At 35.8% G+C, this 19,304-nt stretch carries 19 protein-coding genes and 1 other annotated feature; all 19 genes read left to right on the top strand.

Annotated features, from left to right (window positions below):
• The first annotated feature begins 48 nt into the window (after nt 1–48).
• The 19 genes from mraY (at nt 49) to ileS (ending at nt 18,350) form a co-directional block, all read left to right on the top strand.
• Nucleotides 49–1,020, top strand: coding sequence for a phospho-N-acetylmuramoyl-pentapeptide-transferase (gene mraY / locus PGC35_RS00315; protein WP_053590099.1), 972 nt, complete (start codon nt 49–51; stop codon nt 1,018–1,020).
• Between the two features lies 1 nt (nt 1,021).
• Nucleotides 1,022–2,377 (top strand): UDP-N-acetylmuramoyl-L-alanine--D-glutamate ligase, encoded by a 1,356-nt coding sequence (gene murD / locus PGC35_RS00310; protein WP_375217768.1) that lies wholly within the window; start codon nt 1,022–1,024, stop codon nt 2,375–2,377.
• Nucleotides 2,378–2,411: 34 nt separating this feature from the next.
• A complete protein-coding gene (locus PGC35_RS00305) occupies nt 2,412–3,488 on the top strand; it encodes an FtsW/RodA/SpoVE family cell cycle protein (protein ID WP_275790332.1) in 1,077 nt (358 codons plus the stop codon).
• 1 nt (nt 3,489) lies between these two features.
• Entirely contained in the window at nt 3,490–4,287 is a 798-nt protein-coding gene (locus tag PGC35_RS00300) for a cell division protein FtsQ/DivIB (RefSeq protein WP_053590097.1), read from the top strand.
• A complete protein-coding gene (locus PGC35_RS00295; RefSeq protein WP_053590096.1) occupies nt 4,265–4,984 on the top strand; it encodes a DUF881 domain-containing protein in 720 nt (239 codons plus the stop codon). The genes PGC35_RS00300 and PGC35_RS00295 overlap by 23 nt, the downstream gene beginning before the upstream one ends.
• A 23-nt stretch (nt 4,985–5,007) precedes the next feature.
• Nucleotides 5,008–5,727 (top strand): DUF881 domain-containing protein, encoded by a 720-nt coding sequence (locus tag PGC35_RS00290; protein ID WP_056827379.1) that lies wholly within the window; start codon nt 5,008–5,010, stop codon nt 5,725–5,727.
• A 4-nt stretch (nt 5,728–5,731) separates the two neighbouring features.
• Nucleotides 5,732–6,082, top strand: coding sequence for a small basic family protein (locus PGC35_RS00285; protein ID WP_053590094.1), 351 nt, complete (start codon nt 5,732–5,734; stop codon nt 6,080–6,082).
• Between the two features lie 111 nt (nt 6,083–6,193).
• Complete coding sequence (ftsA, locus tag PGC35_RS00280) at nt 6,194–7,486, top strand: cell division protein FtsA (protein WP_056827377.1); 1,293 nt, start codon at nt 6,194–6,196, stop codon at nt 7,484–7,486.
• A 42-nt stretch (nt 7,487–7,528) separates the two neighbouring features.
• Nucleotides 7,529–8,686 carry a cell division protein FtsZ gene (ftsZ, locus tag PGC35_RS00275; protein WP_056827375.1) on the top strand — a complete coding sequence of 386 codons (1,158 nt, stop codon included), beginning with the start codon at nt 7,529–7,531 and terminating at the stop codon, nt 8,684–8,686.
• 815 nt (nt 8,687–9,501) lie between these two features.
• Nucleotides 9,502–10,344 carry a sigma-E processing peptidase SpoIIGA gene (locus PGC35_RS00270; RefSeq protein WP_375217767.1) on the top strand — a complete coding sequence of 281 codons (843 nt, stop codon included), beginning with the start codon at nt 9,502–9,504 and terminating at the stop codon, nt 10,342–10,344.
• Nucleotides 10,344–11,051 (top strand): RNA polymerase sporulation sigma factor SigE, encoded by a 708-nt coding sequence (gene sigE, locus PGC35_RS00265; protein WP_053590089.1) that lies wholly within the window; start codon nt 10,344–10,346, stop codon nt 11,049–11,051. Before PGC35_RS00270 ends, sigE begins: the two co-directional genes overlap by 1 nt.
• 91 nt (nt 11,052–11,142) lie before the next feature.
• The gene (gene sigG, locus PGC35_RS00260) at nt 11,143–11,928 is read left to right on the top strand and encodes an RNA polymerase sporulation sigma factor SigG (RefSeq protein WP_053590088.1); all 786 of its coding nucleotides are present in this window, start codon (nt 11,143–11,145) and stop codon (nt 11,926–11,928) included.
• A 95-nt stretch (nt 11,929–12,023) separates the two neighbouring features.
• Nucleotides 12,024–12,263 carry a PRC-barrel domain-containing protein gene (locus PGC35_RS00255; protein ID WP_053590087.1) on the top strand — a complete coding sequence of 80 codons (240 nt, stop codon included), beginning with the start codon at nt 12,024–12,026 and terminating at the stop codon, nt 12,261–12,263.
• Between the two features lie 76 nt (nt 12,264–12,339).
• Nucleotides 12,340–13,032, top strand: coding sequence for a YggS family pyridoxal phosphate-dependent enzyme (locus tag PGC35_RS00250; RefSeq protein ID WP_275790256.1), 693 nt, complete (start codon nt 12,340–12,342; stop codon nt 13,030–13,032).
• On the top strand, nt 13,029–13,511 hold the full coding sequence (locus PGC35_RS00245; RefSeq protein WP_056827369.1) for a cell division protein SepF: 483 nt from the start codon (nt 13,029–13,031) through the stop codon (nt 13,509–13,511). Before PGC35_RS00250 ends, PGC35_RS00245 begins: the two co-directional genes overlap by 4 nt.
• Before the next feature lie 19 nt (nt 13,512–13,530).
• Nucleotides 13,531–13,791 carry a YggT family protein gene (locus PGC35_RS00240; protein WP_053590084.1) on the top strand — a complete coding sequence of 87 codons (261 nt, stop codon included), beginning with the start codon at nt 13,531–13,533 and terminating at the stop codon, nt 13,789–13,791.
• 48 nt (nt 13,792–13,839) lie between these two features.
• On the top strand, nt 13,840–14,628 hold the full coding sequence (locus PGC35_RS00235) for a YlmH family RNA-binding protein (protein WP_275790251.1): 789 nt from the start codon (nt 13,840–13,842) through the stop codon (nt 14,626–14,628).
• Nucleotides 14,629–14,725: 97 nt separating this feature from the next.
• On the top strand, nt 14,726–15,235 hold the full coding sequence (locus PGC35_RS00230; RefSeq protein WP_053590082.1) for a DivIVA domain-containing protein: 510 nt from the start codon (nt 14,726–14,728) through the stop codon (nt 15,233–15,235).
• A gap of 52 nt (nt 15,236–15,287) precedes the next feature.
• Nucleotides 15,288–15,512, top strand: a binding site (T-box leader).
• 75 nt (nt 15,513–15,587) lie between these two features.
• On the top strand, nt 15,588–18,350 hold the full coding sequence (gene ileS, locus PGC35_RS00225; RefSeq protein ID WP_275790246.1) for an isoleucine--tRNA ligase: 2,763 nt from the start codon (nt 15,588–15,590) through the stop codon (nt 18,348–18,350).
• Nucleotides 18,351–19,304: the final 954 nt, after the last annotated feature.

The raw sequence follows: 19,304 nt of genomic DNA, 5'->3' as shown, positions 1-19,304 counted from the left end.
ACTATAGTAAATTTATTGATAGTTGATCGCAACTAAGGAGATTTTTTCATGACTTTATCTACAACGATTATTACAATTAGTATTAGTTTTCTTTTGTCCGTTATTCTTGCACCAATAATTATCCCGTATTTAAGAAGGATGAAGTTTGGTCAAAGTATTCGAGAAGAAGGACCAGAATCCCATCAAAAAAAAGCAGGAACACCTACAATGGGTGGGCTTATATTTTTAATTTCGATCATTATTTCGACTGTAGCAGTCTCATTTTACTTCGATAAGCTAACAACGCAATCTATCGTGTTGCTTATAATTTTAGTTGGATTCGGATTAATTGGCTTTTTAGATGATTTTATCAAAGTAGTATTAAAAAGAAATTTAGGCTTAACTTCAATTCAAAAATTAATAGGTCAAATTGTCATCTCAGTTGGGGCATATTTCTTATTAAAGCTTGGACCATTTGACACAACACTTTCTATACCATTTACAAATACAGAAATGGACCTAGGACAATTTTATGTAGCATTCCTTATTTTTTGGTTAGTTGGATTTTCAAATGCTGTAAATCTTTCAGATGGTTTAGATGGTTTAGTATCAGGTACAGCCTCCGTTGCTTTTGCTACGTTTGGTGTGCTTGCTCTCGCATATGAGCAAACAGATATAGCAATCTTTACCTTTAGTGTGTCAGGTGCATTATTAGGATTTCTTCTGTTCAATAAGAACCCCGCTAAAGTTTTTATGGGTGATACAGGGTCACTAGCATTAGGTGGAGCCTTAGCAATGGTTTCTATTCTTGTAAAACAAGAGCTTTTATTGTTACTAGTAGGGATTATTTTTGTATTAGAGACGTTGTCTGTTATTTTGCAAGTAATTAGTTTTAAAACAACAGGTAAGCGTATTTTTAAAATGAGTCCTATTCATCACCATTTTGAGCTTTCTGGATGGTCAGAAAAAAGAATAGTAACTGTATTTTGGGCTATCGGCTTTATAGCAGCAATGCTAGTTGTTATTTTGGAGGTTGTATAAAATGAAGCAATTACCAATGGTATATCATAAAAAGATCCTTGTATTAGGACTTGCGAAAAGCGGTACAGCTGCTGCCGAAATTTTACATGATTTAGGAGCATTTGTTACAGTTAATGATTCGAAACCTTTTGATGAAAATGAACATGCACAGTACTTACTTTCTAAAGGGTTAACAGTCATTTGTGGAAGTCATCCGGAGGATCTTTTAGACGAGGGATTCAGTCTTATAGTAAAGAACCCTGGTATTCCTTACACAAATTCTGTCATTGCTGAAGCTAAAAAGAGAGGAATACCAGTTTGGACAGAGGTGGAATTAGCTTATCGAATAAGTGATGCTCCAATGATTGGAATCACAGGGTCAAATGGAAAAACTACAACAACAACTTTAATATTTGAAATGTTAGAAGCAGGAAGTAAACAACCATTAGTTGCAGGTAATATTGGTACTGTTGCAAGTGCTGTCGCATCAGAAGCAACAAAAGAAAATGTAATTGTCACGGAGTTATCCTCTTTTCAGTTGATGGGTACAGAACAACTAAAGCCACATATTTCCATTTTGATGAATTTATATGAAGCTCATTTAGACTATCATACAAATTTTCAAGAATATACAGATGCAAAATTTAATATTACTAAAAATCAAGACTCTTCTAACTGGTTTATTTATAATGGTGAGCAGCAAATTGTGAAAGATTATGCTAGTAAAAGTAATGCAAAGAAAGTACCTTTCTATGTAAGTAAAAAAGCAGAGGAAGGAATAAGTGCAGATGATACCTATGTATATTGGAATGGAGAAAAATTATTTGAACGATCTATTATTGCACTACGTGGAAAACATAATTTAGAAAATGTGTTAGCATCGACCGCAGCTGCCATTTTGATGGAATGTTCTTTTGATAGTATTGTTCATGTTCTTTCGACATTTCATGGTGTTAAACATCGAACACAATTTGTTCGTGAGTGGAAAAATAGAAAGTTTTATAATGATTCTAAAGCTACAAATGCGCTTGCTACAAAAAGTGCTTTAGAAGGCTTTTCAGAACCTGTTATATTACTTGCAGGCGGTGTAGATCGTGGGCATTCTTTTGATGAATTAGTTCCACATTTACAAAATGTGAAGGCGCTCATACACTATGGTGCTACTGCTGATAGACTACAAATTTTTGGTGAACAGCAAGGAATTCCATCCGTGACACGAGTAAGTAACTTAGTCGATGCAATTGCAGAAGGAGTTAGAATTTCTAATGAGGGAGATGTTATTCTACTTTCTCCAGCATGCGCTAGTTGGGATCAATACGAAAGCTTTGAGATTCGTGGAGATGAATTTATTGAACAAGTGCTAGCATTAAAAGATTAACGAAGGGATGAACTAAACGAACGATAAAAGAACAATTCTATTTTTAGCATCTGTCCTTTTTTTATCTATTGTCGGAATACTTTTCGTACACTCAGCAGGGTCCTACTGGAGTCAAGTACATTATAAAGACCAATTACCATTTGCTTTCAAGCAAGGCAGTTATTTAATAGTTGGTATTTTAGGTGCTTTATTTATACGAAACAAAAGCTTTATAAGGCTTCCTAGATTTTGGTTAATCATCTATGTGTTTTCTATATTATTTTTAATAGGTGTACTTATTCCAGGTATTGGGGTAGTTCGAAATGGTTCACAAAGTTGGATTTCGCTAGGATTTATGAACTTTCAGCCTGCTGAGCTTGCTAAAATTGCAGTATTAGGAATGCTCGCATTTTCTTTGGCAAAGGAGAAAAAAACAAAAGGTCAAATCTATTTCCAAAGTGCCGTAATTTTATTGCTGCCTATTTCTTTTATTATGATACAACCAGATTTTGGTTCAGCATTCGTTCTAATCGTTGCATCTTTTTTCCTGCTGTTTGCAGCAGGATTGCCTTTGAAATTTTTTGTTACCGTTGGAATAACAGGAATAGTAGCTCTAGTCGCATTAATTGCTTCGGCTCCCTATAGGCTTGATCGGATTCAATCATTTCTTGATCCATGGAGTGATCCGTTAGGTACTGGCTTTCAAGCGATTCAATCATTACTTGCGGTTGGACCGGCCGGACTGTTTGGGTTTGGATATGGAAACAGTAGACAAAAGTTTTTATACTTACCGGAACCGCAGAATGATTTTATTTTCTCTATCCTATTAGAGGAAACGGGTTTCATCGGAGGTTTCATCATTATTTCAGCTTTTGTTCTATTTTTTACTACTGGCTTTGCAATGGCTGCGCGTACCAAAACACGTGCTTATCAATTAACTATTATTGGTTTCACTTCCTTATTGGCAGTACAAACATTTTTAAACATGGGAGTAGTTACAGGTTTACTACCAGTTACAGGGGTTACTTTACCATTTATCAGCTACGGTGGATCTTCTTTAGTTACCACATGGGGGATAATTGGTATTATCTTAAACTTAGCAAATGATTCTATAAGAGAAGGGAGGCGGTAGAATGGAAAAAGTAATAGATATTGAAGATCGAATACCAACCTTTAAAGAACGTAGACGACGAAGAACAAATAAAAAGTTTTCCATTCTACTTTTTCTCTTCGTTACTACACTATTGATAGTTTTATATTTTCAATCCTCTTACAGTCAGATTCAATCAATCACAGTTAGTGGTGCTTCTTTATTGTCTGATGAACAATATATAGAACAAAGTACACTACAACTAGGAGAATCGATGTGGGGCTTCAGAGAAAACAAAGTGACAGAAATGATAGAACAAAATGATTGGGTGGAATCTGCTAAAGTTAAACGCACTTGGTTAACTGGTGTAGAAATTCAAATAAAAGAATATAAAAAAGTTGGTTATGAGGAAAACGGTGAAGGTCTTCATATTATTCTAGAGAATGGGAAGACTATAGAACCTGAAGGACAAGTAGTACCAATAGATGGCCCTATCCTATCAGGTTTTAATAAAGAGAAAATTAGGGTAAGGCTCATAAAAGAATTAAAAAACTTGGACTCCGAAGTATTATTAACTATTTCTCAAATTAATTATAAGCCGACAGAGAATGACCCATATTCGATTCAAGTTTTTATGAATGATGGAAATGAGGTTCAAGCTATAATTCCTTCTTTCTCTGAAAAAATGAACTTCTATCCATCCATCGTGTCTCAGCTTGAACCAGATATAAAAGGAATTATTGATCTTGAAGTTGGCTCCTTTTTCCAACCGTATAAAGAAGTGTATAACAATGTTGTTGAAGAGGAGGCGGTGGAGGTTGAAGAAGAACAAACTCCTTAGAATACCTTCGAGAGGACTAGTACTAATTTCTTTAGTAAGTTTAGTGTTAGGTTTTATACTCGCATACTCGTATAGTATTTCTTCTGCAAACAAAGAACAAGCTAAAAACTCAGTAAATTTTAATGAACAGGAAAAATACAAAAAAGAGTTAATCGAGCAAAAAGAAAGAAATAATGAGCTCTCGGATGAAATAAATGAGAAACAGCATGAAATCAAAGAATTTGAACAGTCTTTTGTGAATAGTGAAGAGAACGTTGAAGAGTTAGTGGATGAGGCAGAAATGTTACGATTATTAATCGGTGACATTCCTTCCGAAGGAAAAGGAATTGCAGTCTCTCTTCAAGATGGTGCTTATAACCCGTCACAAGAGAATCCAAATGATTATATTGTCCATGAGAGCCATGTATTTAAGGTCATTAATGAGTTAAAAATATCTGGTGCAGAAGCTGTATCTATCAATGGGCAAAGACTCCATTCAAATTCCTATATTCGTTGTACAGGTCCAGTTATTACAGTTGACGGTAAAACGTTTCCAGCACCTTTTACGATTGAGGCTGTAGGCGATCCAGAGGTATTACTTGCTTCTGTCAATCTAGGTGGAGGTGTTGTTGATCAATTAACAAGTGATAACATTATCGTAACTGTGGAGGAAAAAGGGAGAATAACGATGCCTGCTTTACGTGACGACAAAAATTAAACAAGGTGAAGGAGGCCGAATAAATGAAAAAAACCGTCTATATTCGGTTTACATTAATTTTGTTAATAGTTGGCTTTATGTTAGCAGTCCAGTACAATACTGTACAAAAACCTGAGGAACGAGATACTAGGGATGTTTGGGCAATACGACAAGAGCTTGCAAAAGAAACTGAATTACATTCAGAATTATTGTCGGAAGTGCGTGTGTTGGAGCAAACGATTGATAAATATGAAAATATGGTAAACGAAAGTCCCAAAACTGCTTTGAATGAAACCGTTGAACAGTTGAAACAAGACATTGGATTAAAAGATTTTAATGGCCCGGGCTTAACAATAACTGTGGAACCATCCTTAGAAAGTATTGCTGTTGGACAAGCTATTGAAGGAATAACTCCTGATTTACTTGTTCGTCTTATAAATGAAATTAATCATTTCAAAGCTAAAGCGATTGAAGTCGATGGAAAAAGGATGATTTATTCTTCAGCAATAAGGGATGTGAATGGAAGGACAACCGTTAATAATCTTGCTATAAAAACGGCTCCATTTACGATAAAAATTGGCACAACCACTTACGACGACGCTAAAAAAATGTATAATCAATTAGAGGCTTCGACTATCGGAGATGACTTTTACATTGATAACTTAAAACTAGTAGTTGGAGAACCGGTAACCGATTTAGACATAGGTGCTTATGATCAATCAATCAATAAACAATTTTTATTTGAAATTCCAGGAGGAGAGTAAATAAATGTGGTTGCCGTTATTAGGTCTAATACTTGGAATTTCACTTGGTCTTTTAACAGATATACAAATCCCGGAGATATATGAAAATTATTTGTCTATAGCTGTACTTGCAGCATTAGATACTTTATTTGGAGGAATTAGGGCCCATTTACAAGGGGTGTATGATGATAAGGTATTTGTCTCTGGATTTTTCTTTAACATAGTTTTAGCAGCCGCCCTAGCTTTTTTAGGAGTACATTTAGGTGTTGACTTATATTTAGCTGCAATCTTTGCTTTTGGAGTTCGTTTATTCCAAAATATTGCGGTTATACGTCGGTTAATTTTGACAAAGTGGTCTGAAAGAAATAATACATAGTCATATTTGCGCAAAGTCATGAAATATCGACTATTTGATTAGAAATTTTTAGACTTTATTAGTTTTTTACAATAGAATAATAAATAAAGAGTTTTTAGGAGGTGCCACGGGTTGAATCAATCAGAATTGTACGTATCATTAGATATTGGGTCGTCATCGATTAAAGTTTTAATCGGTGAAATGAGTGATGACTCGCTGCATGTTATTGGTGTAGGAAATGTTAAATCAAATGGGATTCGTAAAGGTTCCATTGTAGATATAGACGCAACCGTGCAGTCCATTAAGAAAGCTATTAGTGAAGCTGAACGTATGATTGGGATGTCAATTCAAGAAATAGTGCTTGGTATTCCTGCTAATCTAGCAAACATTCAAAACGTAAAAGGTGTAGTCGCTGTTAATCGTGAGGACAGAGAAATTACAGATACAGATTTAGATAGAGTGATTGAATCTGCTCAAGTAATGTCAATTCCTCCTGAACGTGAACTGATCAATATAGCTCCTAAGCAATTTATCGTCGATCATCTTGATGAAATTAAAGATCCGCGAGGAATGATTGGAACCCGTCTAGAAATGGATGGAATCATGATGACTACATCAAAAACAATTTTACATAATGTGTTAAGATGTGTGGAACGAGCTGGGTTACAAATAAGAGAGATATATTTACAGCCATTAGCAGGTGGTTATTTTGCTTTAACCGAAGATGAAAAAAATCACGGGACTGCCTATATAGATATAGGTGGAGGATCTACCACCATCGCCATTTTTAGCGAAGGACATTTAATTAATACTTCCGTAATTCCAGTAGGTGGCGATCATATTACGAAAGATTTATCGATTGTATTAAAAACACCTACAGAACAAGCTGAAAAAATTAAAATTCAATATGGACATGCCTTCTATGATGATGCATCAGATGATGAGCTTTTTGAAGTACCAGTCATTGGTGCAGATATGAAAGAACAATATTCTCAGAGATATATAGCTGAAATTATTGGTGTTCGCTTAGAAGAGCTTTTCGAGTTGGTTTTAGAAGAATTTTACCGAATGGGTCTACAAGACTTACCTGGTGGTGTTGTAATTACTGGTGGAGTTGCCAAGCTAGAAGGTATTGGACAACTTGCAAGACATATTCTACAAACAAGAGTACGTTTATACACGCCGGATTATATTGGTGTTCGTGAACCACAATATACAACTGCTGTTGGTCTTATAAGATATGCCTATAAAGAAGATCTTTTCTATGGTAAAATTGGTAGCAGCCATGCATTATCACAAATGGCACAAACTGAATCAACACCAAGTCCTAAGAAACAAAAACAGACCGTTCAAAACGGGAACAATGAAAACAAAGAAAGTGCAATTACCAAAGCCAAGAAATTTTTCGATAAGTTTTTTGAATAACAAAACCATTATCATAGTTGAAAGAATATAGGAGGCAATAGCATGCTAGAATTTGAAACGAACGATGACCAATTAGCCATCATTAAAGTTATTGGAGTAGGTGGCGGCGGTAATAATGCAGTAAATCGAATGATCGAACATGGAGTACAGGGTGTTGACTTTATAGCTGTAAACACGGATGCCCAAGCGCTTAACATGTCTAAAGCAGAAGTTAGATTACAAATTGGTGGAAAACTTACTCGTGGACTTGGAGCAGGTGCAAATCCGGAAGTTGGTAAGAAAGCAGCAGAAGAAAGTAAAGAGCAAATTGAGGAAGCATTACGAGGCGCTGATATGGTCTTTGTTACAGCTGGTATGGGCGGTGGAACTGGAACAGGAGCAGCTCCTGTAATTGCCCAAATCGCACGTGATATTGGTGCGTTAACTGTAGGAGTTGTGACTCGTCCATTCACTTTTGAAGGTCGTAAACGTTCGACTCAGGCAATTGGCGGTATTGGTATGATGAAAGAAGCTGTAGATACACTGATTGTAATTCCTAACGATCGTCTTCTTGAAATTGTGGACAAAAATACTCCAATGCTAGAGGCATTCAGAGAAGCAGATAACGTATTACGTCAAGGGGTTCAAGGTATTTCAGATCTAATCGCTGTTCCTGGTTTGATCAACCTTGACTTTGCCGATGTTAAAACGATTATGTCTAACAAAGGTGCAGCTCTAATGGGTATCGGTATTTCAGGTGGAGATAATCGAGCTGCTGAAGCTGCAAAAAAAGCAATTTCAAGCCCACTTCTAGAAACTTCAATTGATGGAGCTACAGGAGTCCTAATGAATATTACAGGCGGATCAAATTTAAGTCTATTTGAGGTTCAGGAAGCTGCAGATATCGTTGCTTCTGCTTCAGATGAAGAAGTGAATATGATATTTGGTTCGGTTATTAATGATAATTTAAAGGATGAAATTATCGTTACGGTAATAGCAACTGGTTTCAATGAAGAATTGCTTACTCAAAATAAACCAAGAAATACTGGATTTGGAGCAGCACGTGCACAACAAGCGGCAACTACTCCTCCTCCACTTCGTGAGCAACGTAAAGAAGAACAACATCAACCATTACACCAAGAGCGACCGAATGTACAACACCAGCAAGAGGATGCATTAGATATACCAACATTCTTAAGAAATCGTCAAAGAAGAAACTAATTTTTTTAAAACAGAGAAGCAATCACGAATAGGTGGTTGCTTTTTTTATTATGTGCGTTTAGAAAAACAAAAACAAATCAGTACCTTATAATTTTGAACGCGGATGTGCGCTTGCAGTGTGCAAAGGCACAAACAACGGCTCTTGCGGACGTACGGTCAGCACGAATTGATGAAAATTTTCAATACTTCTATATATTATTTATTGATACTTTGAATTCTTAAAGTCGGATGTGCGCTTGCCGCACCATACGCATGAGCCTCGTCAGAAGTAATTTGTTAATGATAAGCGAAGAGTTATCTCTATGTGAGTTAGCTAGTTTCATATTTAACTAAAAATGACGCCAAATGTCAGAACAAGACCAATTAAGTTACAGCCGAGACTATTTATAGCGTTACCGAGACCAATTCAATGACAACCGTGACTAATCGCAGCATAACCGAGACCAATTTCACTATAACAGAGACCATTACTCGAAATTCATTAAATAGTAACGTTAATAGGAGTCACTAGCATTTGCGTTTGTCAGCGGCTGATGTCAGTTGTCTGTGCAGGCGCATACAGTGGCTCATGCGGACGTGCGGCCAGCGCGAAAGCCTATAGATAGTGACTTTGCCTTTCGTATCTTACTTTTTCACTAATTTGATAACAAACCTCATATTTTTAACTTGCCTCTTTCTCTTCTATTACCCTTTTCACTTAAATTTAGTTATTCTACATAGCACTTCTTGTCGTAAAAAAAGAATGATTTCTCTCCCCTGATTTGACATTTTTCTTACAAATGACATGTTACGATTTAATCAAAAGGAGGGAAGCTATGTATGCAGAAGTAATGATTGCAACCAATACTTTTTTTAATTACACTGTTTTGGCATTTGCAAATCGTATTGGCTGGATAGAAAACAAAAAAAGATATTTGTTTTTATCCGCTTTTATCGCAGGAACAATTACAGTCACATTCTCACACTATTTCATTTCTGTTTTCTTATCTTTCTTTCTTATGATCGGTATAGCTTTTTGGCGTAAACGTTCACAAATCATTAAGGCTATTGCACTTACTTTACTTGCAAGTCTATTTGCTGGAGGTTTACTTACAGCTATCGCTCCACTCTATCACACCAGTAGCAGTCTCTTCATGTTTGTAAACTTCGCTTTGATTGCCACAGGAGGCTTGTATTTATTAACAAAGCATGTATTGCATATTAATATTGCTAATTCAGAAAGAGAGCTGTTATTCTCCTCACATCTCCGTTTGTTTGGACAAACAAAGGAATTAACCCTTTTTATAGACTCAGGGAATGTTTGCAAAGAACCACTTTCTAATGAACCGGTTCATTTTGTTGCTGCAGAAATGTTACAAGATATTCTTCCAGAGTCTTTGTTTCAAGCAATTTGTGATTGGGAGTTCGATCGAAAAGTTGGCTTGGACAACCTGCCAAAAGAGTTCATAAGCAAATTAAGATTAATACCAATTACTACGATTCAACAAGAAAAAACATGGGTCATAGGGATGAAGTATGATGAGTGGAAAGTGAACGAACAAAATTTACCAAGAGGTTATATAGTCATGACGAGGTTGCGTGATAAATTTCCACATGGAGCTGAAGGAATCTTACATAGCTCTTCCTACTATCATCTAAAGAAAAGGAGTGTCAGTTAATGTTGTTAAAGTTTTTTCGTCGAATCTATTTTTGGATAATCTCTCTAAGGAAGAGTAGTGTACACTACATTGGTGGAAATGAATCTTTACCAAAACCACTAACAAGAGAAGAAGAGAGAGAGATGCTCCTTGCTTTTATGGATGGAGATGAATATGCACGAGATGTTTTAATAGAACGAAATCTACGTCTTGTAGTTTATATAGCACGAAGATTTGATCAAACAAATACGAATATAGAGGATTTAATAAGTATTGGTTCGATTGGTCTTATAAAAGCGGTGGAAACTTTTAATTTGGATAAAGGTATTAAACTGGCAACATACGCATCAAGGTGCATCGAAAATGAAATATTAATGCATTTGAGAAAAACGAATCGAATGAAATCGGAGGTTTCTTTTGACGAACCTTTGAATTCTGATTCAGATGGTAATGAGCTCCTTCTATCAGATATTTTAGGAACAAGTGAAGATTTGATTATTGAAGATGTCGAGAAAAAGTTAGAGCGACAACACGTGTTTGACGCGATTAATCTATTGGGGAATCGAGAAAAATATATTATGCAATGTCGTTTTGGATTAAATGGAAAAGAGGAAATGACTCAAAAAGAAGTAGCAGATCATCTTGGCATTTCTCAATCTTATATTTCTCGTTTAGAGAAGAAAATAATATTGGATTTAAAAGAGCTTTTAAATGAACCAATAGCCTAATGGGTGAAATTGGATGTCGCACCTTTCGAATAAAGTTCATTCTCTCGGACAAACTGATTAAGAACTATTAAAAGAGTCCGGAGGAAGATCTATGACGAGAACAAAAGTAGAATTATGCGGCATTGATACATCTAAGCTTCCTTTACTTTCCCACGAACAAATGAAAGAACTGTTTATTCGATTACAAGCAGGCGAAGAATCTGTAAAAGATGAGCTAGTCATGTGTAATTTAAGATTAGTTTTAAGTCTTGTTCAACGATTTGCATATCGTGGTGAACAGGCTGATGACCTTTTCCAAGTTGGCTGTATTGGTCTTATCAAGTCAATTGAAAATTTTGATTTAAAGCATAACGTCCGTTTTTCAACATATGCCGTACCAATGATAATTGGAGAAATTAAAAGGCATTTACGCGACCATCATTCTGTCCGTGTTTCTAGATCTTTAAGAGATATCGCATATAAAGCAATGAAAGCAAAAGAACAGTATATTAACGATAATTTACAAGAACCGACACTTGAAGATTTGTCACAAATATTAGAAATTCCAGTGGAAGATATTTTATTATCATTAGATGCGATTCAGGATCCAGTATCGTTACAAGAACCAATTTTTAGCGATGGAGGAGACGCTATCTATATGATGGATCAATTATGTGATAATGATGTATCGGAAGAACAATGGGTAACGTATTTTACAGTAAAAGATACATTTCAAAAGTTAGATGCTAGACAAAAGAAAATCCTAACAAAACGAATATACTACGGGGCTACCCAAACGGAAATAGCAAGCGATCTTGGCTTATCACAAGCTCAAATTTCAAGGCTAGAGAAAAGCGCATTATCTATTATCCAAGGGCAGTTAAATCCGAAAGAATAATAATACAAAACATTCTCATATAAAAAACGCTTTTTCTCAAATGAAAAAGCGTTTTTTTATTTTTCAATTCATATAATGGGGAAAGGAGGATGATGATGAAATTTTCTGATGCGCAACAAAAGGAAGTTATAGAAGCAACAAGTGGCCAATTATTGGGGTATATTGTTGATGCGGAAATTGATAAGGATACAGGATTTATTACTTCATTTATTGTAGAAGCACAAGGTTCATATCCAGCATTCTTTAATAAAAAAAGCGAAACTAAAAAAATTGCCGTGCAAAATATAGCTATAATTGGTAAAGATGTTATAATTGTATCAAAAAATACACTCTAGTATGTATTCATCATTGATAAATAAGCCTTTCATTGATACAATAAACAAAAACAATTGATGAAAAGTTGGTTTTTCGATGACATATGTTAAGCAAAATTTAAGAACAATTAAAGATCAAATGAATAAGGCTCTAACACGTGCAAATCGTGAAACTTCTGATGTTACGATTATTGCTGTTACAAAAGAAGTATCCGTTGAAAGAACAGTTGAAGTAATTGAAGCTGGATTACAACACCTAGGTGAGAATCGACCAGAAGGATTAAACAAAAAAATAGATGCCATTCAAAATGATGTTAAATGGCATTACATAGGTACACTTCAAACAAGAAAAGTAAAGTCAGTAATAAATCACATAGACTATTTACACTCTTTAGATCGAATAAGTTTAGCTGAAGAAATTGAAAAAAGGGCAACTTCAACGAAGGATTGCTTTGTTCAAGTCAATGTATCTGAGGAAGAATCCAAACATGGCTTATCGATGGAAGATGTAGAATCCTTTATCGGTGAGTTAGACAAATATTCTCGAATACGAGTAATTGGTTTAATGACGATGGCTCCTAATACAGAAGATGAGAATATTATCCGTAATGTATTCCGTAAGTTAAAGCAATTACAGGAAAGAATCGCTCTCCAAAAACTGCCGTATGCCCCGTGTACTGAATTATCGATGGGTATGTCTGGAGATTATGAAATTGCTATAGAAGAAGGAGCAACATTTGTACGAATAGGGACAGCTTTAGTCGGTAAAGAGAGGGAGGAAATTCAATGAGCATGAAAAACTGGATGAAAAATTTCTTCTACTTAGAAGAGGACGAAGAAAGTTCAACAGGACAGCAGCCAAGACCTCAACAACAACAGCAGCAAGTAGAAAATCAAATGAGACAGCAACCGATAAAACCTACTACAAAAGAACGTAAATTTAATACTGCCTCCAAAGAAGTGGCAGCATCAAATCTTGTAAGTATTCAAAATGTGCAAAAGTCTTCTAAAGTTATATTAGTAGAGCCACGTGTTTATGCAGAAGCTCAAGATATTTCCGAACACTTAAAAAGTAAAAAAGCTGTAATTGTGAATTTACAACGGATTGATAAAGATCAGGGAATCAGAATTATCGACTTTCTAAGTGGAACAGTGTACGCTTTAGGAGGAGACATTCAACGAATAGGTACAGATATATTCCTCTGTGCACCCGATTCAGTAGAAGTTGCTGGTGCAATATCGGATTATTATTATAATGACCTAAATTGATAGAGGAGTAAACAATCTTATGGACATAGTTTTAATTTTGTTAAGTTATGTTGTTAAATATTACACATATGCATTGATTATTTATATATTAATGTCATGGGTTCCTAGTATTCAACAATCGAGTTTTGGTCAGTTACTAGGAAGAATTTGTGAACCATACTTAGAACCGTTTAGAAAAATTATTCCACCAATTGGAATGATCGATATATCTCCTATCGTTGCAATCTTTGTGTTAAATATTGCACTTAGAGGTATAGTATCATTAGTATACTTATTTTAAACCTCACATTCGTGAGGTTTTTACTATATCTGAGAGGGAATTTTTTATATGGAAAATGTATTGCAGCATTTTAGAAGAGAAGAGCAGCCTTTCATTGAACAGGTAGTGAATATGATGCGAGAAGTAGAGGATCGGTATGCTCCAAAGCTAACTGATTTTTTAGATCCAAGACAGCAATTTATTGTAGACTCTATTCGAAGACAATATGGAGATATAGATGTAGCGTCGAATGGAGCTTTAGATAAAGTAGAACGTAAAAGATTACTTTTATACCCATCCTATTTTGTGCCTTCTCTAGAAGACTTCATGATGACTGTAGTGGAAGTTCAATATCCTAAAAAGTTTGTGACATTACGACATAAAGACGTCCTTGGTTCTATGATGTCTTTAGGAATTGATCGTAGCAAATTTGGAGATATTCGAGTGCAAGATGGTTCTATACAATTTGTGGTAGCTACTGAAGTGTTAGACTATGTACGTGCCAACTTTACTGCGATTGGCAAAGTAAAAGTGCATATTGAAATAGTAGAAGATCCTACTAATTATTTTGTACAACAGGAGGAATGGTCCTCAGAAACTTTAACTGTCAGTTCATTAAGACTTGATACTGTCATCTCATCTGTTTTTAACATATCCAGACAAAAATCCTCCTCGCTTATTCAGAGTGGAAAAGTGAAAGTAAACTGGACGGAGAAAGATCAAATTTCTTTAGAGTTACAAGAATTAGACCTAATTTCTATAAGAGGTTTGGGAAGAGTTAAACTTTTAATGATTGAAGGTCGTACAAAAAAAGACAAAATTAGACTACAAATTGGTCGTTTAGATGTAAAAAATTAAATAATCTATAAATTATGTTCGAATTTTGATGTTTTCCCTCTCTTCTAAATGTATAATAGAGGGAAAGAATGATAGGATAGTAAAGGAGATGGAATAGATGCCACTAACCCCACTTGATATACATAACAAGGAATTTAGTAAAGGCTTCAGAGGGTATAATGAGGATGAAGTAAATGAATTCTTAGACCAAATTATGAAAGACCTTGAAATTGTGATGAAAGAAAAAAAAGAACTTGAATTACAACTGAAATCGTCAAGCGAAAAAGTAGGACATTTCACATCGATTGAAGAGACTTTACATAAATCTATCGTTGTAGCACAAGAGGCAGCAGAAGAAGTTCGTCGTAACTCCCAAAAAGAGGCTAAGTTGATTGTTAAAGAAGCAGAAAAAAATGCGGATCGTATTGTTAATGAAGCACTTACGAAAGCGAGAAGAATAGCGCTAGAAATTGAAGAACTGAAAAAACAATCGAAAGTCTTCCGTAATCGTTTTAAAATGCTTGTAGAAGCACAGCTAGACCTAATTAATACAGATGATTGGAATCATTTAATGGAATATGACGTAGATACAACAGAAATAGATCGCATATCTATTAAAGAGGACTAATACATTTCTTGACTGATGCACTTACTTTTCCTATAATAATTTCATATCATATAAATATGCGTTGAAAAAGACTTCTAAATTAGATTTCGTAAAGCGACTTGAGGATGGTGAGAGCTCAGGCAATGAAACTTTTTTAGATTATCCCTTTTGAGCAAAGGCACTGAAAGTTAACTAGTAAGTGTCTTCGGATTATGTCCCGTTATGACATACTAAGCGGCGATTTTCTAGAAAATCGCAAGTAGGGTGGTACCGCGAGCTATAACTTCTCGTCCCTTTTTGGGATGAGGGTTTTTTTTATTTTCTAGCTCTTTTCTAGCACCTTACGCTTTTTCAAAAATAAGGAGGAATTAAAATGGAGTACAAAGACACGTTATTAATGCCAAAAACCGATTTCCCAATGCGTGGAAATTTACCTGTTAAAGAGTTAGATATCCAAACAAAATGGGCAGAAATGGATATTTACAAAAAAGTACAAGAACGAACACAAGGACGTCCTTTTTTCGTGTTACACGATGGTCCTCCATATGCAAATGGTGATCTTCACATGGGGCATGCACTAAATAAAGTATTAAAAGATATGATTGTTCGACATAAATCAATGACTGGATTTCATGCACCTTATGTACCAGGTTGGGATACACATGGATTACCAATTGAGCAGGCACTTACAAATAAAGGTGTAAAACGAAAAGAAATGACTTTAGCAGAGTTTCGTAAGCTTTGTGAAGAATATGCTTACGAGCAAATTGATAACCAACGCAATCAGTTTAAACGTCTAGGTGTTCGTGGCGATTGGGAAAACCCATATGTTACGCTAAAACCAGAATTTGAGTCTCGTCAAATCGAGGTATTCGGAGAAATGGCGAAGAAGGGGTATATTTATAAAGGTTTGAAACCAGTTTACTGGTCACCTTCTAGTGAATCTGCTCTAGCAGAAGCAGAAATTGAATATCAAGATAAAAAATCGCCTTCTATTTATGTAAGCTTTTCAGTAACAGAAGGAAAAGGCGTTCTAGAAGAAGGAACTAAATTTATTATTTGGACGACAACACCTTGGACTATTCCGGCAAACTTAGCAATTTCCCTTCATCCATCTGTAGAGTATGCGGTAGTTCAAGTAAAAGATAAAAAATTTATTGTTGCAAAAGACTTAGTGGAATCTGTTGCATCCGAGCTAGGTTGGGAAGAATATTCTGTTGAGCGTACATTAGTTGGAAAAGAAATGGATCGTCTTGTTGCAAAACATCCACTTTATGATCGTGATTCCTTAATTATCCTTGGGGAACATGTAACGACAGAATCTGGTACAGGTTGTGTTCATACAGCGCCTGGTCATGGGGAAGAAGACTTTTATGTTGGTAAAGCATATGGTTTAGACGTTTTATGTCCAGTGGATGACCGAGGAGTTATGACTGCAGAAGCTCCAGGTTTCGAAGGTCTTTTCTATGATAATGCTAATAAAGCAATTACAGAAGCTCTTGATAAAGTTGGGGCTTTAGAAAAACTTACATTCTTTACGCATTCATACCCACATGACTGGCGTACTAAAAAACCAGTTATTTATCGTGCTACTGCACAATGGTTTGCATCAATTGAAGCTTTTAGAGATGAATTATTGCAATCGATTCGTAATACTAATTTTACTCCTACTTGGGGTGAAACTCGTTTATACAATATGATTCGCGATCGCGGAGACTGGTGTATTTCTCGTCAACGTGTTTGGGGTGTTCCAATTCCTGTGTTTTATGCGGAAGATGGAGAGCCAATCCTTACTGAAGAAACTATTTCTCATGTATCAAAATTATTCCGAGAACATGGTTCAAATATTTGGTTCCAAAAAGAAGCGAAAGAATTACTTCCAGAAGGATTTACACACCCAAGAAGTCCAAATGGAATCTTTACAAAAGAAACAGATATTATGGACGTATGGTTTGACTCTGGCTCTAGTTATCAAGGAGTTTTAGTTGAACGTGACGATTTAGTATTCCCTGCTGATTTATATCTAGAAGGTTCAGACCAATATCGTGGATGGTTTAACTCTTCATTAATTACAAGCACGGCTGTATATGGTCATGCACCTTACAAAGGGTTATTAAGCCATGGATTTACGTTAGATGGTGAAGGACGTAAAATGAGTAAATCATTAGGTAATGTTATTGTGCCTTCTAAAGTGATGAACCAACTTGGTGCAGATATCGTTCGCCTTTGGGTAGCTTCTGTTGATTACACAGCAGACGTTCGAGTATCGGATGCAATCTTTAAACAAGTGACAGAGGTTTACAGAAAAATCCGTAATACATTCCGATTCTTACACGGTAATATTAGCGATTTCCATCCAGTGAATGATCGTGTTGAATTTAAAGATCTTCGTGAAGTAGATCAATATGTATACATGAAACTTCAAGAAGTCATTAAAACAGTAAGAGCTGCTTATGAACGTTACGACTTTGCTAGCGTTTATCATACAGTAAATAACTTTGTTTCAGGTGAGTTAAGCTCATTCTATTTGGATATTGCAAAAGATGTAGTATACATTTATGGTCAAGATCATAAAGATCGTCGTGCAATGCAAACAGTTATGTATGATACACTTCTTTCCCTATTAAAATTAATGACACCAATTTTACCTCATACAGCAGATGAGCTTTGGTCTTATTTAGAGAATGAAACTGAAGAAAGCATTCAACTTACAGATATGCCAGACGCAGTTGAATACCCAGAGTATGAAGCATTAGCTGCTAAGTGGAGTAAAATCATGGATTTACGTGATGATGTATTAAAAGCATTAGAAGAAGCACGAAATGCTAAAACAATTGGTAAATCTTTAGAGGCTAAAGTAACGTTATATGTGAAAGATGAATTTAAACCATTGTTTGATACTGATACAATTGATTTTGCTCAATTATTTATCGTATCTCAATTTGAACTTGCAGGTTCTCAACAAGATGCTACAGAAGCTAGCTTAGTTCTTGAAAATGCTTCTGTTTTGGTGGAAAAAGCAGATGGAGAAAAATGTGAACGCTGTTGGACAATTTCTGAAACAGTGGGAGCAAACGAAAAACACCCAACATTATGTACTCGTTGTGCAGATGTTGTAGAGCAACATTATATCTAATAAAATCAATGTGGTCCGTAATAGTAGGACCACATTTTTTTCAGTTAGAAAGTCTAAACTATTATAAATAGTATTCCAGCAAATATTCTGTGCGTTGAATCAGACGACTAGTACAAGATTATCGAAAAAAGAAGAGGTGGTCGTGACGACAGTCACGACCACCCCTTCAAAATAATCTCACGGTAGTCATGTAGCCGAAGTCTGTCCAAAGCACTCCGATATCGATTGAGAACAGGTAATGTCTTAAAGGGGTATTAGCGCTCTTCTTATGCTGTCTAGCTCCAGCGCCTAGCCCATCGAGGTCAAATAACCTTCCCTCAACGAAGTCAAAGAACGACTTCTTTGTGTGAAGAACATTTGCTTGTCGGAGGGCCACAGGAAGTGGGTCATACAGTTGTTGCGACACGATGTCGCGAACTTAGACTGTATTCCTTCTGCGCTTGCGCTCTTCTTATGCTGTCTAGCTCCAGCGACTAGCCCCTCGAGGTCAAATAACCTTCACACAATGAAGTCAAAGAGCGACTTCTTTGTGTGAAGAACATTTGCTTGTCGGAGGCCCACAGGAAGTGGGTCATACAGTCGTTGCGACACGATGTCGCGAACTTAGACTGTATTCCTTCTGCGCTTGCGCTTTTCTTATGCTGTCTAGCTCCAGCGACTAGCCCCTCGAGGTCAAATAACCTTCACACAATGAAGTCAAAGAGCGACTTCTTTGTGTGAAGAACATTTGCTTGTCGGGGCTGACATAGTCGCTTGCGCTTTTCTTAATAGGTCATCTTTTACGTATATATAGAATGTATGGTAAACTGTTGTAGATTCTTTTAATTTTATTGGGTAGGTCTTACTATGCACAAGATCAATAAAGTTAAAACCTTCGGGGGAAATACCACAGATTTTTGTTCGATAAAATCTGGTGTAAAAACGCCAAGGTGAATTTGATTGCGGGGGAATTGT

This window comes from Psychrobacillus sp. PGGUH221, from assembly GCF_042055255.1.
Classification (GTDB): Bacteria; Bacillota; Bacilli; order Bacillales_A; family Planococcaceae; genus Psychrobacillus.
The sequence above is the reverse complement of the archived record's forward strand: the minus strand, read 5'-3'. Positions and strand labels throughout refer to the sequence as shown.